The following is a 23,948-nucleotide window of genomic DNA, read 5'->3' as shown; positions in this document are numbered from 1 at the left end:
AAAAAATCTTTTAATCCTTTTAATCTGTGGCGAAAAATTAACTACAAAAGACACCTTAGAACCTTAGTTCCTCAGCGTCTTTGAACCTTATAATAAAAAAAATGAAAAAAAATATATTTGAAACAACAATAGCAAAACGCTGGCTAATTCTAGCGTTATTTTTACTCCTATCCTTATTTGGGTATTATTCATGGACACAACTTTCGGTGGAGGCTTACCCAGACATTGGCGATGTAACCTCGCAAGTCGTAACACAAGTTCCAGGATTGGCTGCGGAAGAAATAGAACAGCAAATTACAATTCCGATAGAACGTGCTATAAATGGTTTGCCCGGAATGCATGTTATGCGAAGCAAAAGCACTTTTGGTTTATCTATGGTAACCATTGTTTTTGATGATGGTGTCGAAGATTACTTTGCCCGAACAAGAATTCAGGAACGCTTAAACGACGTCGAATTACCTTATGGAGCAACACCCGGTTTAGACCCGCTTACATCTCCTACTGGCGAGATTTACCGCTATATCATCGAAAGCAAAAGCCATGATTTACGAGAATTAAGTGAATTACAAGAATACACCATTATTCCTCGTATCAAGCAAGTTTCGGGTGTTGCCGATGTTACCAATTTTGGAGGAATCACAACTCAATATCAAGTTGAACTTGATCCTCGCAAAATAGAACAATACGGTTTATCACTAAGTGAAGTAACCGAAACTATCGAAAAGAATAATGCCAATGTTGGCGGAAGCGTCATTAATCGCGGAGATCAATCGTATGTGGTACGCGGAATAGGTTTGGTAAAAAATCTGGATGATATTGGTCGTATTGTAGTAAAATCGGTAAATGGTGTTCCTATCTATTTAAACGATATTGGCACATTAAAATACGGAAATCTGGAGCGCAAAGGCGCATTGGGATATACAGACAAACGTGGTACAGATTATTCGGATAATATTGAAGGAATTGTGCTTTTGCTAAAAAACCAAAACCCATCGGTAGTTTTAAAAGGTGTAAACGAAGCAGTTGATGATTTAAACAAAAATTACCTTCCCGAAGGTGTTCAGATTCATGCTTTTTTAGACAGAACCGATTTGGTTGATACAACACTTACAACCGTTTCTCATACTTTACTGGAAGGGATGTTACTGGTAATTATTGTATTAATCGTTTTTCTGGGTAGTTGGAGAGGCGCATTATTAGTCGCGATTACAATTCCTATTTCGCTGTTGATTGCATTTATCTTAATGAAATTAACCAACATTCCTGCCAATTTACTTTCATTGGGAGCAATAGATTTTGGAATTATTGTAGATGGCGCAATTGTAATGATGGAAACTATTCTGAAAAAACGAGAAGATAATGAAGCCGAAGAACTCACAGAAAAAAGCATTGCCGAGAGAGTAAAAAGCGTCGCTCGTCCTATCTTTTTTGCCACCTTAATTATCATTACTGCTTACTTACCATTATTTGCTTTTGAGCGTGTCGAGAAAAAACTATTCACACCAATGGCATTTACTGTTGGCTATGCTCTTTTTGGAGCATTATTGGTGGCATTATTACTTATTCCGGGACTGGCTTATTTTATTTATCGCAAACCACAAAAAATGTATCATAATAAGTGGTTGGATAAACTGACTAATTCCTATCATAACAGAATTCTAAAAATAATGAAGGCTCCAAAAAAGGTATTTGCTCCTTTAATTGGTGTATTATTCCTTGCTTTTATTCTTACTGTAATGGTCGGAAAAGATTTTTTACCTCCACTGGATGAAGGGTCAATCTGGTTACAGGTTTCGTTACCTCCAGGTAATACTTTAGAGAAATCGAAAGAAATGAGTGATACACTTCGCCATCGGACTTTAAAACATGATGAAGTAACTTATATGATGGTTCAGGCAGGACGCAATGATGATGGAACCGATGCATGGACGCCTTCTCATTACGAATGCAGTATTGGCTTAAAGCCTTATAGTCAGTGGAAATCGGGTAAGACTAAAGCCGATTTAATCAAAGAACTTGCTGCTGAATATGCTACAATGCCTGGATATAATGTTGGTTTTTCGCAACCTATGATTGATGGCGTAATGGATAAAATCTCCGGAGCGCATAGCGAATTGGTCGTAAAAATATATGGGGAAGATTATAAAGAAACCCGCCGAATTGCCGAGGATATTATTAAAACCCTAAAAGATGTAAAAGGCGCTGTAGATCTTGCCATAGATCAAGAACCTCCATTGCCACAAATTCAAGTTATTGCCGACCGTCAGAAAATCGCTCAATACGGATTGAACGTAGATGATGTATCGGAATTGATTGAAGTTGCAATGGGAGGAAAAGCTGTTTCGCAAATTTTTGTAGGCAATAAAGTTTATGATATTATAACGAGATACAATGAAGAAAGTCGCAATAATCCTGAAAAAATAGGAAACCTAATGTTGACAAATTCCGAAGGCATAAAAATTCCATTATCTCAAGTATGCGATATCAAACTCAATACTGGAGAAAGTACCATTGCCAGAGAAATGAACAAACGCCATCTTACGGTTCGGTTAAACTTAAGAGGAGCCGATTTAAGTTCTTTTCTTAAAGAAGCACAAGCTAAAATTGAACAAAATGTAAAATACGACCATGAGCAATTTAAAATAAAATGGGGCGGTCAATTTGAAAATCAAGAACGTGCCTATAGCCATTTGGCAATAATAGTTCCGCTGGCTTTGGCACTAATGTTTGTATTATTATACGGTGCATTCGGAAAATTCCGTCAGGCAGGATTACTAATGAGTATCGTTCCGCTGGCATTATTTGGAGGAATGCTGGCACTTAATGTTCGTGGCATGACGCTCAATGTATCATCTGCAGTAGGTTTTATAGCCTTATTTGGGGTTGCAATACAAAACGGAGTCATCATGATTTCGCATATTAATCAGCTTCGTAAAAACGGAATGGATTTACTAAGTGCCGTAACAAATGGTGCTAAACAACGCTTTCGTCCTGTATTAATGACTGCAACTGTTGCCGTATTAGGATTATTACCTGCTTCATTAGCAACTGGTATAGGCAGCGATGTACAGCGACCTCTTGCAACGGTAATTGTTTACGGACTGATGTTCTCTACAATACTGACACTATTCGTTTTACCTTCTCTTTATTATCTCATCGAGAAAAAATTTGATACTGAAAACGAAGCACTACAACATCAAATCGATAATCAATAAAACGATACATTATGATTAAAAATATAAAACATAAATGGGTATTTCTTTTGTTACTGCTGAATATTTCGGCAGTAATAAATGCCCAAATTGATACCACATTTACACAAGTAAAAATGAATTATCCTGATTTCTTATCCTTAGTAAATAAGAATAATTTAGGATATGCAGCCGAAAAATTTAATATGAATATAGCTGAAGCTAATGTAGAAGCTTCAAAAGTATTTCCTGATCCTGAACTCGCTATTGGAGCTAGTGATAATGGACAACGCAGAATGCAAATGGGCTATGGTTTTTCGACTGAATTAAGTTGGACATTGGAACTTGGCGGAAAACGAAAAGCCCGAATAAATATAGCAAAAAGTACTAGCGAACTAACAAAAGCTTTATTAGAAGATTATTTTCGTAACCTACGTGCCGATGCAACTTTAAATTATTTAACCAGCTTAAAGCAAAAGGAAATATTTAAGGTACAATTAAACTCTTATACAATTCTTAAAAATATAGCTGTAGCCGATAGTATTCGGTTTAAATTGGGTAGCATAACCGAAATTGATGCACGCCAAAGTAAACTAGAAGCCAATACGATGCTGAATGAAGTGTACCAAAGTGAAGCCGATTGGAAAACTACTCTATTAGAACTAGGAACTTTGGTAGGTAATCAAAAAGCAGATACTTTGTATTCGCCTATTGGGGATTTAACAAAATTCGATCGCTTATTTGATTTGAATGAACTTATAATTTCTGCCGAAAACAATCGAGCTGATTTATTGGCTGCACTTAAAAATAAAAATGTATCACAGGATATTTTAAAATTAGCCAAGGCAAATAGAGTTCTGCATTTAGGATTAAATATGGGAGTAGAAAGTGCTTCTGTAGTAACAAATAGTGTTGCTCCTACTCCATCTTCTTCGGCGGTTTCTGGAGGTATTTCTATTCCTCTTAAATTTTCTAATCGAAATAAAGGCGAATTAAAAGCAGCTGAATATAGTGTGCAACAAGCCGATATATTGTACAAACAAACGGAATTACAAATCCAGATAGAAGTACGAAAAGCATGGTTTAATTATCTCACTACACAAAAACAAGTACACCAATTTAATACTGGTTTATTGGCCGATGCACAACGTTTGCTCGATGGAAAGGTTTATAGCTACAAACGCGGAGAAACCAGTTTACTCGAGGTATTAAATGCGCAACGAACCTATAATGAAACTCAACTTAATTATTATGAAACTCTATATAATTATGCTGCAGCACTGGTTGAACTAGAAAAAGCAGCTGGTATTTGGGATATTAATTTTTAAAATAATACTGATAACAATGAAAAATACATATACAATTTGCATCATGCTTTTTTTTATACTCAAAATTAGCGCGCAACAAGATGGTATCACCTTTGGAATAAGTGGTGGTATAAACTGGACATCATTAACAGGTAGAGATGTTGATAGTTTATCTAATGATGGATCTCAGAAAAGTTTAATCGGACAATCAATCGGGATTACGCTCGACAATAAAACATCTAAATACTTCGGACTAAAACACGAATTATTTTACAGCCAGCGAATAATGTCTATCAAAATCGATGATGGAATAAACCCTGAATTCTCAAGTAAATTTAAACGTCAGTATATTGATATATTCCCAGTTAGTCCAACTTTATATTACAAAGGATTACAAGTCTATACAGGACCATATCTGGCCGTTTTATTAAATGCTTCCATACAACGTAAAGATGCCGATGGAAACCTATATACCGATAAATCGATTTATGGTTCTGGCGAAGCTTCTAGTAATTATAGTCAGAAAATGGATGCCGGATTTGTTGCAGGTTTAAATTACGAATTCAAAAATGGAATTAATATTGGCGGAAGATTTATTCGTGGCTTTGTGCCAATAATAGAAAATGCGAATACCAAACAACAGTTGAAAATTTATAATGAAAGTTTTTTTGTTATGATAGGATATAGCTTTTATTAAGTTACTAAGACTCTGAGGCACTAAGGTTCTGAGAGGCAAAGGTTCAAAGGTTTCTTGTATTGCGAATAAAAAAGGTTCATAGGTTTTCTGTAGAGGCGCACCGCAGTGCGTCTTCAATAGATATTAAAGATTAAAATCTTTGCGTCCTTTGCGGTTAATTTTTTTTGCCACAGATTAAAAAGGATTAAAAAATATTTTTTACCATTAAGGGATTAAGAAAAGTTAAGTTTTGTCCTTAATGGAACTTAATGTCTTAATGGTTAGTTTTTTTCACCACAAACTTGTCTTTCTGAGGAACGAAGAATCTCCAAAATCTTTGTCGAGTTTCTTGCGGAGATTTCTCCTTTGTCGAAATGACAATATTGGGGATTTTCTATAAATATAACGTCCCGTTGGGACTTGTTCATAATGAAACCTAATTTTCTTAATCCCTTAATGGTAAAAAAATATTTTATCTAAAATGACATTTCTTCTTCTAGTTCTTTAGGAGCTTTCACGGCTCTGGAAGCTACTTTGGGTGCTGGAGCTGTTTTTACTTTTTTGCTGAATTTTTGTTTTCCCCACCAAATTAAAAATCCTGTAATAGGTAAACTGGCAGAAATTAAACTTGCGAAAAAAGCTAAAATTTTTCCTGTAAGTCCCAAGACTGCTCCTACGTGAATATCATAATTCATTCGGCGTATTTTATCTGGAACGCTGGCATCTTCATACTTTCCAGAAAAAGGGGTTTTGATTGTAATGTCTTTGAGTGATTGCTGATCGAAACTATAGCGATCCATATTATAAAACGTATGACTTTTTTTGTAGACAAAAGCTCCAATAGGATCTGATGGTTTTTCGGGCATTGATATTAAAATCCCAGCTGCCTGAGGACTTTCTTTTGCTAATTTAAGCATTACTTTATCTACTGTAGCAACATGAAATGCTTTAACGTTTGTTGTATCTGATTTAGGTGATTCTCTATTTTCTACTAATGGTTTTCCTCCAGAAGTTACCCAATATAAAGATTTACTAAACCAGCCAAAGCTCCAAACTAAACCTGTTAATGAAATAAATAATAGAAAAAACATACTGTAAAAACCAAGTACATTATGCATATCATAATTTACACGTTTAAAACTAGCCGCCCATTTAATTTTGAAACTCTTATCACGGATCGATTTAATCCATTTTGTTGGCCACCATAAAACTATTCCAGTAATTAATATTACAACGAATATTAAAATAGCAACTCCTACAATAGGACGACCAATATCATAAGGCAACCATAAAGCACGGTGCCCATTAAGCATAAATCTAAAAAAATCGGGGTCTTCTCTAGAAAATGCTTTAACATTAAGAACTTGTCCTGTATAAGGATTCATATACACATTAAAAGTCGTACCGCTTCGTCTTTTTTTACGTTTTGGTTCTTTATCTTTAGGCTTCTCATTTGAAGCCAGATTACCAGCTTTTGCTTGTTTTTTCTCTTTTTGTGCTTCTTCTTCCTTACCTTTATTATCTTCTTTCTTTTCTTTTTTAGCAACAAAATATCCAACAATTGCTGCTTCGTCTTTTTCTCCAAAAGTAACACTAGTGGCTTTTTTGCCTTTCATTTCCTTATCGGCAATACTTATAAGTTGCGATGGCAACAAATAGGCTTTTTCCTGAGGAGTAACAAAACGCCAATCTTCTATAAAATCTTTTATTTCATGCTCAAAAACGTACATGCAGCCAGTAAGACTCACAATAACTACAATGATACCAGATCCTAATCCTAACCACAAATGCAGCCAGGCTGCAGTGCGTTTGAAAAGTGACTTTTTACTTTTTTTCTTTTTTTGAGTAGTGGTAGACATGTTTTTGAAATCTATAAAAATTATGTAATAATAACCATAAGCTCTAAAGGCAAAAGGTTAGCAAAATAACATCCTGAAAACGCAAATTTATAAATTTACTTTTATTTAATAAGACTAATTATAAATAATTTTCATATCAGAATAGCAATAATTTATCACTTAAATTATCTTTATACGCCTATACTTACAGAGCTTACTAAGGATTAGTAAACAAGTTTTATGTTGTTTACTAAATTTATAAAATGCCGTTTCAAAAATGAAACGGCATTTTTAATCACATTAATATTTTAATTTAGCAATAGCTGTAATTTCTCCACCTTCAACTTTCATACCTTTAGTAGCAACTCCTGTTGAACCATTAATTGTATAAATCCAGTTACCGTCTGGTGTATTAATTCCTAATATTAAAGAGTTATTATCTTCTGTAGTAATATTATAATTTGTAGTAGTTGATTTAATTACCTCAGGCCCATTAGTAACCCACTTAAAAGTTTGAGCGTACACATCGGCTACAGCCAATTTAGCCACTCCGTAATTTTTACCAGCATTACCATACATTTGTAACAACACTTTTCCTTTACCGATATAACTGCTTGAAGAAATTTTATGTCCACCAGATTTTTCTTCTATATTAAAGAAGTAAGATTGATCAAATTCTGTAGTTCCTTTTTTAATTTTCAATACCGCAGATGGTTTAGTCGAAGTTATAACACTATTACTTGTTGCAACTGCACTAGAAAAACCGTATGCATCTCCATTTTCATCCTGAATTAATCCATTTGAAAAATAATCTCCTAAATAACTTGTACGGTTATCTTTGATTACTTTTTCTAATTTTAATTCTGGGTAGTTATATACGGCAACCCATGTACTATCAGGATATTTAGTTCCAAAGGTATCTACCTCGTCTCCTTTAATACTCATATAAGGCATATATACCTTATCTCCTACCTGTGTTGCCCACGTATAATGTGCTCTTTCTCCGTTTTTAGCCAGTTTTTTGATATCTTGTTGTGCTCCACCCACGATAAGTGATGATGTTGCATCAATTCTATACATAGATGCTATAGATGACGCACCTCTTCTTGGTATTTTTATTGTTAAAATTTCTTTGTTTACTGCTGCAAAAACCTGTACTGTTTCAGCTTGAAAGTTAGATGTTTTAGTCAATTTACCTTCAGCTGTCAATGCATAAGTAGTAACTGCTCCAGGATTTCCCTGTCCATAAAGTAAACTAAAAAATTTATTCTGATTTGTAATATAAAAACGGTACGAACCATCTTGCTCTAATCCGTTACCAGTTGTTGTAATAGATCCTTTAGTAATATCATCTGTAGTTAATAAATAATCAGCAATTCCTTCTGCCCCTGTAGTTGCTGTAATGATATATTTTGTTTTTTCTGTTCCTGTGCTTGGTGTTCCACCATCTGGAGAGCTAGAGTCACTGCTACAAGAAAATGAAGTAAAAGCTAATAAAGCTGCGAATATCGCTAATGTGCTAGTTTTTTTCATAATGATTATTGTTTGATTTATTTGAATTATTTATTTGATTTGGTAAAGAAATACCTGAATTTTATATTGAATGAACGACTTGGTTTTTGCAGCGAAAAGTTGTCGTAAAGCTTATTATCTAATACATTTTTACATTCTAAAGCAATATTATATTTACCATCTGCAAAAGTGTATACTGCATTTAAATCATGATTAAATTGTTGCGGTATATCCAGTTTACCATCCTTGGTACCTTGACTTGGCCATGACAAATAATAAGTGTGTACGTATAAAAAATTATAACCAATAGATAAATTATTTCCCTTTTTTATGAAGTCATAAAAGAAAACGGAAGCATCGGCATTACCAAAAAGATAAGGAATATTAGGAACTCTGTCTTTATAATATGCTGATTCAACATTTTTGCCTGGCTCATATTGTGTCATATTACGAATATTTTGATACGTCATGTTCACGCCAGCAGTAAATCTATTTTTATAAGAATATCGCACCTCACCATCTATACCATAATTTGTAACGCCTTTTTGGTTAACGCTAGTAGCCATCATTTGATTTAAATACATTTCTGAACGAATAAAATCGGTTGCATCACGATATAAAAAATTCACATCAAATGTCATTGCATTGACTTTCTTGAAGCTTGTTTGATAACTTAATCCTACATTAAAATTATTACTCGTTTCTGGCTTAAGTCTGCTATTCCCTGCCACATTATCATTAACATTTCCGAATAATTCATCAGGAGTTGGCAATCTGTAACTTTTTTCGAAAGATCCTTTTATCTGTAAATTCTGCTTTAAGTAATAACTGCTTGAAGCACCATATCCAAACAAGTTTTTATTATCTGCATGCTCTATATAGGCAATATCCCCCCAATTCCCCGAAGGGTTATAACTCTCTGAATAGGTATTTCTCAAAGAATAATTTTTAACAAATACCGAAGTACTCCATTTTTCGTTATAATCAAATTTATAACCTGCTCCTATAATATTTTTTTGAGATTTCTTCGGTTGCTGATATAGTAGCGATTCAGGAACCAACTCATCACTTTCTTTACGATTAAAGGTGTTAAAAGTGTTGTTCAGCATAAACGAATGTCTTTCGTTTAAATGGTAAGTGAAATTTGCTGTAGCGATTCCATTATTGTTTTTGAACTTACGTAACGTACGGCCTCGCTCTCCTCCTAAACCAGGTACTACTAAATAATCTCCAAACCAATTATATCTTCGAAAAACCGTATCAACATTTTGTTCTTCTCCAAAATTAAAATTACCTGTAACACTAACATCTAACCCTTTTGTAAAGAAATCTTTTACCTGATATTTAACAGTTGGCATCAAGATATTTCCTTTACCATACACTTGACCAAATACACTAGTCATACGGGCTCCTGTTTGTATATCTGCTTTATTTTGACCTGCTGTAAAACCAAATAATAATTTATCTGCATATTTTTTTCCAGTTATACCTACATTCAGTATTACGGTTTCATTACAGTATTTATCATGAAATCTTCTTACACGAGCATTTGGAAAATAGGCCCCCGTATTTAAATCTGCGGCTTCTACATTTACCCAATAATTATTATCTGAGTAATTCTGAAAAGCATTTATTTCGGTAGTAAAACCACTCTTGGCAGTATATCCAGCATTTACTGTCGTACGATGTGTGTTAAATGATCCAAAAGAATAAGAAGCATCAAGATAAGTACGAGGTTTAGAATTGGTAACAATATTAATGGCTCCTCCAAGTGCATCACCACCTAACCAAATAGGCACAACCCCTTTGTAAACCTCTATTCTATCGGCAAGATTTACAGGAATATTATTCAGTTGAAACGATGATCCAAAATTATCCATCGGTACTCCATCAATAAAAACTTTTATCTGATTCCCTGAAAACCCATTAATAGAAAGCTCTGATTTAGAACCTACTCCACCCGATTCACGAACACGAACACCAGAAACTCTATCTAAAGCATGTGACAAATCTAGTGTCGAATTATGCAGCTTTTTAGCATCGATTGCTGTTACGCTATAGGATTGTTTATTTATTTTCTCCGTTTGGGTACGTCCCATTACTGTTATATTTTCTAATTCGTTTAATTCACTTTCTAAACGAACAGAGAAAATTATCTCGCTTGTCCCCTTAACTTCGATGTGTTTTTTTGAAGTGGAGAACCCTATTGCGGAAACTTTTAAAACATAATTTCCTGCTGCAACATTTTTAAAATTATATTTTCCGTTTTCATCGGACATAATGATAAAATCTGTTTTTTCTAAACTTACTGTTGCAAATGGAATACTCTGCCCTGAACTCTCCGAAATCTGTCCTGAGACGGCTATCCCCTTATTTTGTTGGGCAAATGAAAAGAAGGATACTAAAAAAAATATACTTAAAATTGAAAATTTATGAGTTGACATATGTTTACTTAGACTAATTATAAATAACTTTGCGACAAAAGTACCACGAACGCCTCCTTTTTATATAGGGAAAAACGGATTATTATTTTGTAAAAACGGATTATTATTTTGAAAATTAAATCGAAACTTCTGAGTCATGAGCGTCCAATAATTTCTATTGCAGTTCATGATGGCTACGACCCAAAAAGTCACTTGGCAGACGAAAACATATTTATAAAAAATGAAACTTTAGAAGAAATAAAAAGTCATCATTTGATAACCGATGGTCTTGTGATTATTGATACTCAGATGTATTTCTCGGAACCACAAACGGTATTATTTGAGATTACTTGTGAATCCATTGTGATGAATTTTATATGTTGCAATAATGTCGAAACTTATATTGACCAACTAGAAACTGAAAAATATTCGCGGGAAAATACCCATAATATTTTCTATACTTCAAATTATAAAGCCACTTTTAAAATTCCGCCATTTGAGCAAATAAATTACTTTTCTATCATCTTATCAAAAGATTTTTATTACAATATTATCAATGAAGACTGGGAACTTCATCAAAAATTCTCCAAGAATATTCTCTTAAAGAAATCGAGTTATTTAACTTCAAGATATATTCCTTTTACATCATCAATACAATGGGTAATCCACGAAATTAAAAATTGCAATCGCCAAGGTGCTTTAAAAAGGATGTATGTCGAAACTAAAATTAAAGAACTATTAATTTTACAATTGGAATCTCTTATTGAAAAAACAATTCCTAACGATTTAATAGATGAGGAGGATTATATCAAACTACAAGAAGCTAAATTAATCTTGGATAAAGATTATGTTCACGCCCCTTCTCTTCCTGAACTTTCCAGGATGATTTCTCTTAATGAATTCAAGTTAAAAAAAGGATTTAAAGCGTGTTTTGGAACTACTGTAAAAAGTTATATTATCGAACTTAGGATGAAACATGCCAAAGAATTATTCAAATCTAAATCTATAAGTGTTAGCGAAGTAGCTTACAAATGTGGTTATAAAGATGTATCGCATTTCTCGGCTGCTTTTAAATCTTTCTATGGTTTTTCTCCTCAAAAATTTAAGATTAATTGGAGCAGTATTAATGCTTGGATAACAAGTTTTTTATTGCTTGGTTAATAGTAATTACTGCATTTATTTGCCATAGATTGTCTATGATAGGACGCGGATGACACGGATTCGCTAAAGCGAAAACGCGGATTAAAACGGTTTTTTTTCAATAGTTAAAAAATCCGTTTTAATCCGCGTCTTTACTTTTGTAAATCAGTATTATCCGTGTTCCTTTTGCAAAGTTTTTAGGAAAGAAAATTGAATCTTTTAGAAAGCAATTATTTACTTTGAGTAATTATTCTTTTCGCACAATCGGATGCACATAATAATCCACCAGCCATCATGATAACATCTTTAATAACCAATCGTCCTGCTCCTGATAAATAAGGAAATCCATGTGTAGAACTACCCAAATCAGGAACCCAAGTTTCGGGTGTTGTAATTAAAAAAGTTAGCGTAACCAATGCCATACCAGCAGTAAGAATTCCTCCTACAAGTCCTATACGAGCATTAAAAATTCCAAATAAGGTTAGCAATCCTATAATTATAATTACTGTACCCAATATGTACGAAAAAACATAAGTACCGTTCTCATTATGCCATTTGATATTTTCCTGAACAACTTCACCTTCTTTATTTTTGTGATCTTTATACTCACTCGGATTGTTATAAAAGAAACTCATTAATGGGCTATTTGCAACAAAAGGTACAATTCCATCTGCTTCATATTTAAAAGCTTTAAGTCCGCCAATCCACACCATTACAATAAAAATGGCTATTCGCATTAAATTAAAAAACTGATTTTGTAGATTTGATAACGTCGATAATATGTTCATACTTTTATTTGTTAATGATATTTACATTTAAATGCCAAAATTAACTACTCTATGATCTGCTCACAATGGACAAATATGGCTATTACCTAGACGAATCTGCAACGATAGATATACCAACATTTTCTCGAAATGCAGTTGGTGTAATCCCTGTATGCTTTTTAAAATAACGACTAAAGTAATTTTCATCATCGAAATTTAATTCAGCTGCAATTTGTTTCATGCTTTTATAACTAAGATGAATTAACTTTTTTGCCTCAAGTATAACTCTTTCCTGAATTAATGTAGATGGTGTTTTTAGAAAATAATGCTTACTTAATTTCGAAAAATTATTGGGCGAAATTCCCATTTGCGTAGCATAAAAAGAGGGTTGTCTTTCTTTACGAAAGTTGTTTTCTAATAAATCTTTAAACTGAATTAATGGGTGATGTATGCTCTTTTCTTCGTGAACAAGATTATCTTCTGATTTTATTTTGCTACATAATGCTAATATTAATTGCAAATAAGAACGTACAACTGCCATAGCATAACTACTAGTGTTTTCAAGTTCTATAATTAGTTTTCCTAAAATATAATCCAACTCAATATACTCTTCAGTCGCAAGATTTACATAAGGTTTCTGATAAATATTATTGAATAAAAGTCCGTTACAGGCAACCTCTTTTTTATGATATTCTATACAATAAAAATCACCATGAAATTGTAATCTTCTGGTTTTAATTGGCTTTTTTATGTCAAAATGAATGATTTGGTATGGTGTTGTAAACAGTATAATTTTACCTTCAAAAGTGTATTCTACCAAATCTACGCTAACTTTTCCATTGCCTTCCAATAGAAAAATACTGTACATTGGTGAACTTCCATTCAGGTTAATATAATCTGTATCGCATTCCTGAACGGTACAATTTTCATGGTCAAATTCATTATCTATCATTAATTTTCTATTTATTCTTGCTGTACCATTTTATCTTAAAATAGTTTTCATTTCTAGTTTTATCTACTGAATCATTTTTACGAAGCTTGGCACCAATTGCAACTAATTCCCAAAAAGAAGTTGAATCTTCGGGATATGGAATCTTATAAAAATTAGTTTTATCTCCATATTTACAAATCACGGCATTGATATAATCCAGCACATGAAATGTATTAAAACTTTCTCTAAATTCAGGTCGAACTTCATCATTATTTGCAAAACATACTGCTCCTATAGCATAAGAATCTGATATAAAAGGGATACCAATTATCTTTTCTATCTTATCTAAAACGTCTTTATCAAAGTTAGGAATCATAATGTATTGTGTAAATATTTTTTTTAATTTATGATGAGAAAATGATATTAAAACTAAAAAACCGTTTCAAATTAAGAAACGGCTTTTTTATCTTTTTTCAATATTTATTAGCACCCAACTACACTTCCATCCTCTAAAAGTGTTGGTAGGCAAGGTCTTTCTTGAGGACCAATACATGGATAATTAGGATAGTCATAAGGATTAACACCTGGACCTGAAGGCGCCCAGTCACCATCAGAACATCTAGGTACAGATATCGGGCCATTATAACCTTTACCAATTGTGTTTTTTTGTTGATCTTTACTTAGTAATTCTACCCCATTTAAATTCAAAATTGTTTTTAACATAGTAACTTAAATTATAAAATTTTTAGATTTATCAATCATTTTGAGTCCATTGATTTTTAGACTTTTTAATATAGAGAATCCTATTTATTTAGCATTCAGTTACGGTACCGTCTGCATGAAATGTAGGAAAACAAGGTTCTGTTACTGGTTCAGCAATATCTGCACATGGATAATTAGGGTAATATGCAGGATTAGCTCCTGGAGGTGCCCAATTACCATCTGAACATCTAGGAGTATTTCCCGACCCTCTTTGTCCTTTTCCGACAATATTTTTTTGTTGATTTTTACTTAGTAATTCTACTTCATTTAAATTCAAAATTGTTTTTAACATAGTAACTTAAATTATAAAATTTTTAGATTGATCAATCATTTTAAGTCCATTGATTTTTAGACTTTTAAGTAATTAAATATAAGAAATTACTTTTAAACTGAAACACTTTTTTTATGTAAATTATCTAATAAAACAATTAAAAAAAACTAACTTTTTTTGCGACAAGAAATACCTATAAACAAAAAAAAGCAGCAAACTTACGCTTGCTGCTTTTTTGGGAAATTAACTTATATTATATTAATTCGCTATTTTCTTTTAGGAACTAAACTTAGAGATTCTATACTAGTACGTATATTCATAAGTTTCTCCATTACTAACTTTTTTCGTCAAGAAATTGTTTGTATCATAAGTGTTCTCATAAGTATGAGTTCCTACAATTACGTCTCCTTCTTTTTCTATTAGTTTAGTAAAATTATTTACTGTATTAGCTTCCTGATCAAAAGCTTCAGAATCTAATAACTGTGCATATCCTAAAATATTTTTAAACGGACTATTTTTAGTATCATACTCAAATAAATTGATACTATCATTAAATTCTACCTTAACTATATTACCACTAGCGTCTAAAGTAAATATGCTCGAAGAATCTAATGTTTCTACTTGAGCAGTCGAAATTAAAAAAGTAGCAGTCGAAATTGTTCCATTTGCATTATAAGTATAATCTTTTCTTCTCTTAGAAGAATTACCAGATGGAGTTTCCAGATACGATTTTAATTTATTGTTTTCATAAGTAAAAACCGTAGTTGTAAGCAATACATTTTCTTCATAATATTCGGTTTTGGTAATTAAATTCCCTGTGTAGGTAAATAAAGTTTTATGACCTCCATCAGCTACAAGACTCACAATTTTATTTTCATCATAAGTATAGGTAGTCGTCGAATTTTCTTCTGGATGAGATGCATATGTATACTTTTCTGTTTTAGGTAAAATAACAGTTTCAACGGTAGGAAGGATAGGAATGACAGGAACGTCAGAAATGATAGAAGCAGCATTGTCATCAGTATCACTAGAGCAAGAAGTAAATACTAAACTTGCAGCACAAAATAAAAGTAAAAGTTTTTTCATTGGTTTTGGGGTTTTAAATTTGGCACAAAAATATAATAATATCTATAATAATAAACTTGTTTTTTATGCTGTTTTAAACTGTACCTCTTTTAATTCTTTTTGTTCTTGAACCGATATCCTAATCCTATTAACACAACCAAAATTGATAAAATAAATATTGAATTATTCATAAAATTTCACTTTCTATTTTAATTATTATTTAATGATATTTTGATAAAATATAAATCACTACAAGTAAGATTAACAAAAAGAAAACTGAATTTGGATTTGCAAAATTTATTGTCCAGCCTAATTGTTTTATTCTCTTTGGAGGAAGTATTCTTTTGTCTTCTTTATTAAAATAAAAAATTCCCCAAATCCAATTTGATGGATCTTGATGCCACTTATCTTTGGTCTCTTTACTTGGTTCCATAAATTTTACTTTTTGTTATACATTAAAAAAAACAAAAGGACTATCTTTTTATGACAGCCCTTTTGTAAAATTATTTTTTGCATTTAACTATTGAAAAGCATATGTTGCTAATCTGAAATTACTAGCAGCTGAAGTAAAAGTATAAACATTATTAGGTACTCCTCCTAGTTTATAAGTTTCTTTTTTAAAGTATAAACCTTTTGGATTTGTTAGTTCCTGATCAAATTTCTTTAATAATACTGGCTCAGCAATAAGTGCAGTTGCAGTTTGCCAAGAAATATGTTTAAGGACAATTGTTTTATTTACGGCATCCTCAACAACTTCTACATTATGATATAGTGTTGCTTTTCCTCCTGTGAATGTATATACTATATACGTACTTCCTGCATCATTAAATTGAAATTGAACTCTGTTAACCTTTTGTGCTGCAGGTAAACTAGCATTAATTTCATTCAATAATGTTTTACATAAAAGAGAATTTCCAGCCGTATTACTCAAATACTGTGCAATGTATCCAAATGCTGTTGCTGGTTGTCCATCTAAAATGATTTTATAATCATCTGTTAAAACTAACGGTTTTGTAGTGTACTTAATAGTAGCAGATACCCCATTTGTTCCAGTTGCTGTAAAGCTACCATCCGCATCATTATAAACAAATTCAGACAAAGCTTGATCTTTAACTACAATAGCAGGGCTTACTATCATTCCTGTTGCAGAATAACCAACACCTACATTATAACTTTCAGAAAAACCAGCTGTAATAGGATCAGCAGTGGCAAAACGAGTCGCATCATCAAAATTAAAATCAAACTGACGTACAGTTGTTCCATCATTTGTTTCTAATAATCTAAAAAGTGGTCGTGTATTTGCTCCAATTACATTCTGCTCCATTATTGTATTTTGTGGTAAGTTATCCCAATCGGCAGCAGTAGCTTTTACAAAACGTAATTCTATAGACTTTCTGTTGGTTCTAAAGATAATATCTCCTTTATCTTCTCCATAAAATAAAAACTGAAAATCACCCAGATATCCTTGACCTTTCAAATCTTCCGTTGGGTATGATCTTGAGTCAGATAAAAGGTGTATTCTGTTAGCAGTAGTAAAAACTACACTTACAGTACTCCCTAATTGAATCTCGTATTGACTATCATACTTTTTTGTATCACTGTCAAAATCTGATGCCATTGTTACTTTCCCTCCAGGAGAGAATTTAAATAAATGTGTATATCCTCCTAATTGTGTATTATCAGTAAAATAAACGGCTTTCCATCCATACTCTGATGCCAGCAATAACTCATCTAATTTTTTAGACTGAGCATTTGTTCTTGCAGTAGGTGTTTGATCAAACTTTTCCTCAGTATCACCGTTACTGCAAGCAACTAATTGAATTGCTACAAAAGCAACAATTAGCAACTTATATAAATATTTTATTTTCATAATGTTATTTTAAGTTAATGTTTTAGAACTTAATAGTATAATTACTAATTGCCATTAATTACAATTGTAGTATTTTTTTCAGCCTCGTCTCTTAATGCATAGAAATCCATATCAAAGGCATCTTTAAAATACTTCACTACAATAGCTTCTTTCTTTTTAATATCTTCTCTTCCTTTCGGACTTGTTATACTTGCTAAAATAGCTGCATATTCTGCCTTAGAGCTAATTAAGATTATAGAAGCCGTTTCAGCAAAATCTTCAACAATATTGTTTCTTGCATAATTCGTTATAAATCCTAATTCTCTCGATGCCGAATTAGTTTCTAAATGCCAGGTTGCTGTATATCCTGAAGGAGTTAATTTACCCCAAGCTTGCTCATCAAAAGGTTTGTTCTGATTTAAAATATGAACATACTCATGCTGAATAGTATGAATAAACTCCGAAACTATTGCACGATTTTGTCTGTTGATATAATCTACTTCAAAAAGTGTAATTCTTTGTCCACCTTCTGCAATTCCTAATGTTCTGGTACCATTGTCATTCATATTTACTCCACCAACTAAAACAACTTCTCTTGGTGCAATTTTCTTAACAAAATCAGCTCCACCGATGGTTGCGTAACTAGACAACCATATTTTTTGAACAATTTCTAAGGCTGGCTGCACTTTATCAATCGTTGGAGGAAATAAAAACCTACTATTATCAACCGTGTTCTGATTCCATTTGTATCGTGCGTTAATATTGTACGGAATAAGGTAATTTGTAGTAATCCATTTATCTAAATCTGTTTGAACTGGCTGAGTAAAATCTAACTGGCTTTCACCTGGTTGATCCTCATGAGCACAACCAGAAAAAATCATAACTACTCCAGCAATTAATGCTAATTTTTTATATTGGTTTAATATTTTCATAATACTTTATATTAAATTTTTATCTAGGATTTATTTCAACTCCGTTGCTTGATGCACTTAGCGGTATTTGTAACGCTCTGCGTTTATCATCTTTAACTAATGTGTTTGACGGACTATTGAAAATATCATGCTTCACTACAAGATTAAAACGCTTCACATCAAACCATCTCATACCTTCATGAATAAATTCTCTTCTTTTAGCCTCAGCAATAGCTTTTACATACGATGTCTGTACTGGAGTCATAGTATAAAATGGTGTATACTCATCTGTAATAACTGGATATTTAGCAACAATTTTTGCCTCTGTTAACTTATCAGTTGCTGCATTATAAGCCTTTGTTCTCATTCCTAAAAAGAACTCTAACTCTGTATTTGCTTCAGCAATTCTGTTAGACATAACAAGTGCTTCAATTCTGTTTAAATAAAATTCATCGTTTGTAAAAAGCACTGTCCCTAAATAAGGTTCTCCAATTGCAGCTGTTAGGTTAGTATACTTGAAATATTCTTTGTATTTAGGACGGAAATCTGTCTTACTGTTATAAGAGTATGTAGTATAGTACCAAGCTTTGTTATATATATTTGTTGCGTTCCCAAAAATTTCAATCGCTTGATTTGAACCTAAATAAAATCTATTTTGTTGAGTCGCTCTAGAATAAATAGAATAAGATGAAATTACTAATAAGTTTGTAGGATGTTCAGCTTTTGCATAATCGATAAACTGTACGTTTGGATCTAAACTTGTATATGCTAAATAATCTCTGATTTTTCCAGCAGGTTTTGATCCTAGTCCTTCTGTAACCTCTAATACTTTAGCCCAGTCCCCTTTTATAAGATAAAAACGGCTTGCAAATGCTTTTCCTGCTTCTCTATTAAAATGAAACTTTGGTTCTTTATACTCGTTTGTTACATATTTCAAACCTTCTTCTATATCTTGTTGAATGAAATCATAAACTTCTGCAACAGTATTTCTTGTATATTTTTTAATTAATACTTCTTCTGGTTCGTTTACATACGGAATACCTAAATCAGTCGCAGCAGTAGCTGGATTGTATCGATTAGACCAGAATGTCACTAACATAAAATGAGAATAGGCTCTTGCCAATAATGCTTCTCCTCTTTGTGAATTTAAATTAGAAGGATACCCTAACTGTTTAATAGCCTGCAATGCCTTGTTAGCATGCGCAATAGCTCTATAACATGCATCCCAATAGTTTGCCTGAGTGTCTATATTAGTTTCATCCTGCATTTCCCAATTATAATTCTGCAGGTTTTTAGGTAATGTCTCTGTTAATCTTCCATCAGTAACGTTATCAGACATTGTTTCGGCAAAATCCATATAAGTTCCACCCACTGGATAGGCATTTACCAATAATTCTGATATTTTTTCCGGAGTATCTATTTGTGTTCTGTTATCTGGTGTTTCCGAAAGAAACTCATCGCAACTACTAATACCTAGAAGTAATAATAATGCTAGCGCTATTTTTATATTTTTCATAATTTAATACTATTATAATGAAATATTTAAAGTAAATGTGTACTGAGAAGTTATAGGAAATGCTACTCCTCCTGTATTACGGAATTCAGGATCCTGACCGTTTAATCTTTTATCAGAATAAATTAACCAAGGGTTAACTGCAGATCCTTTAAGAGTAAAGGTATTTACACCAATTTTTCTCTTAAAATCTTTAGGAAATTCCCAGCTTAATGAAATGTTTTTCAATCGTACAAAATCACCATCAGCTATTCTAACATCTGAATAATTGTAAGTGTTATATGCTCTTGCAAGCGTACGTGCACCATCATAATTAGCATTTAATCTCTTATCTGCAATAACTGGAACATTAGTAATGTTCTCGTCACCTGGATTGATCCATCTGTTAGTAAAGTCTTTTGTAAATACTGTTAAATCATCATATTCACTATCATAAATAGGGTTTAAACGAACTTTATTTCCTGCTGATCCTACAAAGAATACATATAATGACCAGTTTTTATAAGTAAAAGTATTAGCAAGTCCAAATGATTTATTTGGCTCTATTGATCCTTCGTATTTTAAATAATCTGTTACGTTATTATTATCCTGAAAATTAGCTCCAGTAATGTTATTTGCCGCTCCATCTTGCATTTTAAATGTTGGAAGACCTTGATTATTTAAACCTGTAAATTGGTAAGAATAAATAGAGTTTCTAGGACGTCCTATAGCATTACCTCCATTTCCATCAATTAAATCAAAAGCAGTTGGTTGGTTTTCTAACTTCGTTATTTCCTGATTAAATACTGAAAAATTGAATGTTGTAGACCATTTAAAATCTTTACTTACGATATTTTGCGTTGTTAAACCAATCTCTAAACCTTTGGTTTCCATGTTTGCATTATTACCTTGTTTAATTTTTTGTCCACCAATACCTGATGTTACAACATAATCAACTAAGTCAAACGCTTTACGTCTGTAAACATCAGTTACTAATTGTACTCTGTTATTAAACAATCCTAAATCTAAACCAATGTTAGTTTCAAATTGTTTCTCCCAAGTTAAATCACCATTTTGTAGTTGATCGATTTCAATACCTGTTTCTCTATCATTTAAGTTTAAACGATTAGCTATCATACTCTTATATATAGCCAAAGAGTTTGTTGCTGGTCCAGCAGTTGCTGTTAAACCATACGAACCTCTTAGTGCTAAATTGTTTACAGCTTTTAAGTTTTGCATGAATTTTTCTTCAGTAACATTCCATTTACCACTAAAAGTATATGTTGGTAACCATCTAGAAGAACCACTATTTCCTTGTCTGTTAGAACCGTCGTAACGTCCTGTAACAGAAGCAGTATAACGACGATCAAAAGTATAACCTACTTTTCCGAAGAAACCTACAGTTCTTTCTTTTTCTGCATTAAATGCAAAATAAGAGTTCCCTTCATTAATTACTTTTTCGATCATTCTAGGGTCTGTAAAAGCAGTAAGCCCTCTGTCATATTGAATACCTGCAGCTGTAAAATTATCGCTGTTTCTATCTAATGATCTTAACTCAGTACCAAAAAATCCTTCTACTTCATGTTTGTCATTAAATGTATTTCTATAGTTCACACTATTTCTAATGTTATAAGAAGTCATATCATTTGTAAACTTTCTTAAGAATCCACCATTTGGTAAAACTGATACTGGTGGTATAGATATATCATTTGGATTTTTGTATAAGAAGATATTTGCATCTCTTACAATTGTAGTTTCCATTGCGTTATAAGCTCCAACAACATTTGAATCTTCTAAAATTTTATGCTCTCTAGTTGTATTTGCATAACGAGCAGATCCAGTAAGGTTATAAGTTAAATGTTTGTTTATTTTATAATCTAAATCCACCTGAAAACGGATATCTTTTACATTAATATCCAAATAGTTATTTTCTAACTCATTAATAATGTTCATAGGAGCCCAGTTATTACGATAGTACTCCAGGTTTCCTTTTTCATCATAAGGTCTTAACGTTCTGCTTGTATTTAAAACATAGCTAAATGGGTTAATATCAAAATCTCTGGTAACTTTTCCAAAAACCTCATCCTTTTGGCTTTCGTATGTACCCGGAGCTTGTTGATCTCTAACAGATGCCATTGTAGATAAAGTAATATTTAAGTTGTCATTTATATAAAATGTTCCTTTAATATTTGTAGATAATTGTTTCACTTGATCAGCAATAGTCCATCCCGGATCTGTATAATATCCTAAAGACGCATAAAATGTATTGTTTTTTCCTCCTCCAGAAAAACTCAAAGAGTGGCTTTGTGTGATAGATGGTCTAAATAAAACTTTAAACCAATCTGTATTAGCTGATTCATATTTTTTCAAAAAGTTATTACGACTTACAGGGTCATTGTTTACTAAATAACCACCAGTTTCTGGTACGTAAGTATTAATAGCTTTTCCTAGAATATTATATACTCCACCGTATCTTCCTTGTACAGTTGATGGCAAATCTAAATACCCTTTAGATTCCATTTCTTTAAAAATACTCATAGATTCTTGTGAGTTCAAGATATCATATTGAGTATAATTTGGTACTGATCTAACAGTTTGCTCTAAAGAGTAGCTTACTTTTAAAGGAGAATCTCTACGTCCTTGTTTAGTTGTTACAACTACAACTCCATTTAAAGATCTTGATCCATAAATAGACGTAGCCGAAGCATCTTTAAGAATTTCAATACTCTGAATATCGTTAGAGTTTAATCCTGCAACAGATGAACTTAATAATGTTTCTGAGTTTCCAGAAGCTAAATCTGCAAATGAAATATTGATAATATCTTCTTGTACAACACCATCAATAACCCATAAAGGTTTTGTATCTCCAAAAATTGAAGATGATCCACGCACAGTAATTTTAGGAGCAGTACCAAATGTTCCAGTAACGTTTTGTACAGTAACACCCGCAGCTTTTCCTTCAATCATTCTGCTGATATCTACAACTCCATCAACTTTTAATTCAGTTCCCGAAATTTTACTAATCGCTCCTGTAAAAGTTCTTTTAGATGTTTTTTCGTAACCTGTAGTAACCACAACCTCTTTTAAGTTTTGTCCTTGTTCACTTAAAGTAATTGTAAGTGGTGAGTTTGTTATATTTACTTCTTTTGTTTCCATACCTACGTAAGAAACAACCAATTTTGTAGTGTTAGCTGGCATATCGATAGTAAAATTACCATCGAAATCTGTAAGTACTGCAACCTTGCTTCCTTTTGCAAGTACAGTCGCTCCTGGTAACGGATCACCACTTTGGTCTACAACTTTTCCTTTTACAACTGGAATAAATAAACTCTCAAACAATGAGCTTGGGAGGTCTATATCTTCAAAATTAGCTGCTTGTGAGCTATCTTTTTGCAAGATAATCTGATTACTTACCTCTGAGTAAGTAATATTAAATGGTTTTAGTACTCTATTAAGAATACTAGATAAAGTTTCATCATTGGCTTCGATACTCACTTTCTGATTCAATTGAGTCATTCTTGAGTTGTACGAAAACTTAACTTTAGCTGATTTTTCAAGTTTAGATAACGCGTTATCCAAACTCAAATTAACAACGTCAATAGTCACCTTCGTATCCAATTTTCTTTGTCCTTTCACACTATTTGCCATAGTGACAGTTGAAAAGACAAATGCCAAGACAAACTGAAATAATGTTATTTTCATGATTCGAAAGAGTAATCGTTGTTTAACAACATGTTTTTTCATAATTTTGGTTTGTTTAATTAATACTATTTACTGGGTATTGAGGAACATTACAAATTGCCCTTTACAGAG

18 protein-coding genes are annotated in these 23,948 nt (G+C 32.4%); 4 read left to right on the top strand and 14 right to left on the bottom strand.

Going from position 1 to position 23,948, the window contains the following annotated elements; genetic code table 11:
* The first annotated feature begins 101 nt into the window (after positions 1-101).
* The 3 genes from ACJ6WR_RS19990 to ACJ6WR_RS19980 are packed head-to-tail and all read left to right on the top strand — an operon-like array spanning position 102 to position 5,195.
* A complete protein-coding gene (locus ACJ6WR_RS19990) occupies positions 102-3,215 on the top strand; it encodes an efflux RND transporter permease subunit (protein WP_409416254.1) in 3,114 nt (1,037 codons plus the stop codon).
* Between the two features lie 11 nt (positions 3,216-3,226).
* The gene (locus ACJ6WR_RS19985) at positions 3,227-4,519 is read left to right on the top strand and encodes a TolC family protein (RefSeq protein WP_409416253.1); all 1,293 of its coding nucleotides are present in this window, start codon (positions 3,227-3,229) and stop codon (positions 4,517-4,519) included.
* Between the two features lie 16 nt (positions 4,520-4,535).
* Complete coding sequence (locus tag ACJ6WR_RS19980; RefSeq protein ID WP_409416252.1) at positions 4,536-5,195, top strand: outer membrane beta-barrel protein; 660 nt, start codon at positions 4,536-4,538, stop codon at positions 5,193-5,195.
* Between the two features lie 455 nt (positions 5,196-5,650).
* Here the strand turns inward: ACJ6WR_RS19980 and ACJ6WR_RS19975 are convergent, their stop codons facing one another.
* From ACJ6WR_RS19975 to ACJ6WR_RS19965, 3 genes are all read right to left on the bottom strand, one after another.
* Complete coding sequence (locus ACJ6WR_RS19975; RefSeq protein WP_409416251.1) at positions 5,651-7,033, bottom strand: PepSY-associated TM helix domain-containing protein; 1,383 nt, start codon at positions 7,031-7,033, stop codon at positions 5,651-5,653.
* Positions 7,034-7,312: 279 nt separating this feature from the next.
* Positions 7,313-8,545, bottom strand: coding sequence for a DUF4374 domain-containing protein (locus ACJ6WR_RS19970; protein WP_409416250.1), 1,233 nt, complete (start codon positions 8,543-8,545; stop codon positions 7,313-7,315).
* Positions 8,546-8,571: 26 nt separating this feature from the next.
* Positions 8,572-10,968, bottom strand: coding sequence for a TonB-dependent receptor (locus ACJ6WR_RS19965; RefSeq protein ID WP_409416249.1), 2,397 nt, complete (start codon positions 10,966-10,968; stop codon positions 8,572-8,574).
* A gap of 108 nt (positions 10,969-11,076) precedes the next feature.
* On the opposite strand from ACJ6WR_RS19965, the gene ACJ6WR_RS19960 reads away from it, so the two are divergent.
* Positions 11,077-12,108, top strand: coding sequence for a helix-turn-helix domain-containing protein (locus tag ACJ6WR_RS19960; protein ID WP_409416248.1), 1,032 nt, complete (start codon positions 11,077-11,079; stop codon positions 12,106-12,108).
* Positions 12,109-12,317: 209 nt separating this feature from the next.
* On the opposite strand, the gene rclC is transcribed toward ACJ6WR_RS19960, so the two are convergent.
* From rclC to ACJ6WR_RS19905, 11 genes are all read right to left on the bottom strand, one after another.
* The gene (rclC, locus tag ACJ6WR_RS19955) at positions 12,318-12,875 is read right to left on the bottom strand and encodes a reactive chlorine resistance membrane protein RclC (protein ID WP_409416247.1); all 558 of its coding nucleotides are present in this window, start codon (positions 12,873-12,875) and stop codon (positions 12,318-12,320) included.
* Positions 12,876-12,957: 82 nt separating this feature from the next.
* Complete coding sequence (locus tag ACJ6WR_RS19950) at positions 12,958-13,806, bottom strand: helix-turn-helix domain-containing protein (RefSeq protein WP_409416246.1); 849 nt, start codon at positions 13,804-13,806, stop codon at positions 12,958-12,960.
* Positions 13,807-13,813: 7 nt separating this feature from the next.
* A complete protein-coding gene (locus tag ACJ6WR_RS19945; protein ID WP_039114036.1) occupies positions 13,814-14,161 on the bottom strand; it encodes a hypothetical protein in 348 nt (115 codons plus the stop codon).
* Positions 14,162-14,268: 107 nt separating this feature from the next.
* The gene (locus ACJ6WR_RS19940; RefSeq protein WP_409416245.1) at positions 14,269-14,493 is read right to left on the bottom strand and encodes a hypothetical protein; all 225 of its coding nucleotides are present in this window, start codon (positions 14,491-14,493) and stop codon (positions 14,269-14,271) included.
* A 103-nt stretch (positions 14,494-14,596) separates the two neighbouring features.
* Positions 14,597-14,839 carry a hypothetical protein gene (locus ACJ6WR_RS19935; protein WP_409416244.1) on the bottom strand — a complete coding sequence of 81 codons (243 nt, stop codon included), beginning with the start codon at positions 14,837-14,839 and terminating at the stop codon, positions 14,597-14,599.
* 282 nt (positions 14,840-15,121) lie between these two features.
* Positions 15,122-15,904 carry a hypothetical protein gene (locus ACJ6WR_RS19930; RefSeq protein WP_409416243.1) on the bottom strand — a complete coding sequence of 261 codons (783 nt, stop codon included), beginning with the start codon at positions 15,902-15,904 and terminating at the stop codon, positions 15,122-15,124.
* A gap of 199 nt (positions 15,905-16,103) precedes the next feature.
* A complete protein-coding gene (locus ACJ6WR_RS19925) occupies positions 16,104-16,316 on the bottom strand; it encodes a DUF5808 domain-containing protein (RefSeq protein WP_039114031.1) in 213 nt (70 codons plus the stop codon).
* An 87-nt stretch (positions 16,317-16,403) separates the two neighbouring features.
* Positions 16,404-17,753 (bottom strand): DUF4302 domain-containing protein, encoded by a 1,350-nt coding sequence (locus ACJ6WR_RS19920; RefSeq protein ID WP_409416242.1) that lies wholly within the window; start codon positions 17,751-17,753, stop codon positions 16,404-16,406.
* A gap of 44 nt (positions 17,754-17,797) precedes the next feature.
* Positions 17,798-18,664: a putative zinc-binding metallopeptidase gene (locus ACJ6WR_RS19915; protein ID WP_039114029.1), complete on the bottom strand. Its 867-nt coding sequence runs from the start codon at positions 18,662-18,664 to the stop codon at positions 17,798-17,800.
* A 19-nt stretch (positions 18,665-18,683) separates the two neighbouring features.
* The gene (locus ACJ6WR_RS19910) at positions 18,684-20,159 is read right to left on the bottom strand and encodes a RagB/SusD family nutrient uptake outer membrane protein (RefSeq protein WP_039119112.1); all 1,476 of its coding nucleotides are present in this window, start codon (positions 20,157-20,159) and stop codon (positions 18,684-18,686) included.
* Between the two features lie 12 nt (positions 20,160-20,171).
* Positions 20,172-23,879: a SusC/RagA family TonB-linked outer membrane protein gene (locus ACJ6WR_RS19905; protein WP_086895868.1), complete on the bottom strand. Its 3,708-nt coding sequence runs from the start codon at positions 23,877-23,879 to the stop codon at positions 20,172-20,174.
* Positions 23,880-23,948 lie beyond the last annotated feature (69 nt).

The sequence above is a fragment of the Flavobacterium sp. PS2 genome, from assembly GCF_046250155.1.
GTDB lineage: Bacteria > Bacteroidota > Bacteroidia > Flavobacteriales > Flavobacteriaceae > Flavobacterium.
The sequence above is the reverse complement of the archived record's forward strand: the minus strand, read 5'-3'. Positions and strand labels throughout refer to the sequence as shown.

Coding starts and splice junctions, on each gene's coding strand:
- ACJ6WR_RS19970 (WP_409416250.1), bottom strand. CDS start 8,545: ATGAAAAAAACTAGCACATTAGCGATATTCGCAGCTTTATTAGCTTTT.
- ACJ6WR_RS19915 (WP_039114029.1), bottom strand. CDS start 18,664: ATGAAAATATTAAACCAATATAAAAAATTAGCATTAATTGCTGGAGTA.
- ACJ6WR_RS19935 (WP_409416244.1), bottom strand. CDS start 14,839: ATGTTAAAAACAATTTTGAATTTAAATGAAGTAGAATTACTAAGTAAA.
- ACJ6WR_RS19990 (WP_409416254.1), top strand. CDS start 102: ATGAAAAAAAATATATTTGAAACAACAATAGCAAAACGCTGGCTAATT.
- ACJ6WR_RS19920 (WP_409416242.1), bottom strand. CDS start 17,753: ATGAAAATAAAATATTTATATAAGTTGCTAATTGTTGCTTTTGTAGCA.
- ACJ6WR_RS19975 (WP_409416251.1), bottom strand. CDS start 7,033: ATGTCTACCACTACTCAAAAAAAGAAAAAAAGTAAAAAGTCACTTTTC.
- ACJ6WR_RS19925 (WP_039114031.1), bottom strand. CDS start 16,316: ATGGAACCAAGTAAAGAGACCAAAGATAAGTGGCATCAAGATCCATCA.
- ACJ6WR_RS19905 (WP_086895868.1), bottom strand. CDS start 23,879: ATGAAAAAACATGTTGTTAAACAACGATTACTCTTTCGAATCATGAAA.
- ACJ6WR_RS19910 (WP_039119112.1), bottom strand. CDS start 20,159: ATGAAAAATATAAAAATAGCGCTAGCATTATTATTACTTCTAGGTATT.
- ACJ6WR_RS19930 (WP_409416243.1), bottom strand. CDS start 15,904: ATGAAAAAACTTTTACTTTTATTTTGTGCTGCAAGTTTAGTATTTACT.
- ACJ6WR_RS19985 (WP_409416253.1), top strand. CDS start 3,227: ATGATTAAAAATATAAAACATAAATGGGTATTTCTTTTGTTACTGCTG.
- ACJ6WR_RS19950 (WP_409416246.1), bottom strand. CDS start 13,806: ATGATAGATAATGAATTTGACCATGAAAATTGTACCGTTCAGGAATGC.
- ACJ6WR_RS19965 (WP_409416249.1), bottom strand. CDS start 10,968: ATGTCAACTCATAAATTTTCAATTTTAAGTATATTTTTTTTAGTATCC.
- rclC (WP_409416247.1), bottom strand. CDS start 12,875: ATGAACATATTATCGACGTTATCAAATCTACAAAATCAGTTTTTTAAT.
- ACJ6WR_RS19980 (WP_409416252.1), top strand. CDS start 4,536: ATGAAAAATACATATACAATTTGCATCATGCTTTTTTTTATACTCAAA.
- ACJ6WR_RS19945 (WP_039114036.1), bottom strand. CDS start 14,161: ATGATTCCTAACTTTGATAAAGACGTTTTAGATAAGATAGAAAAGATA.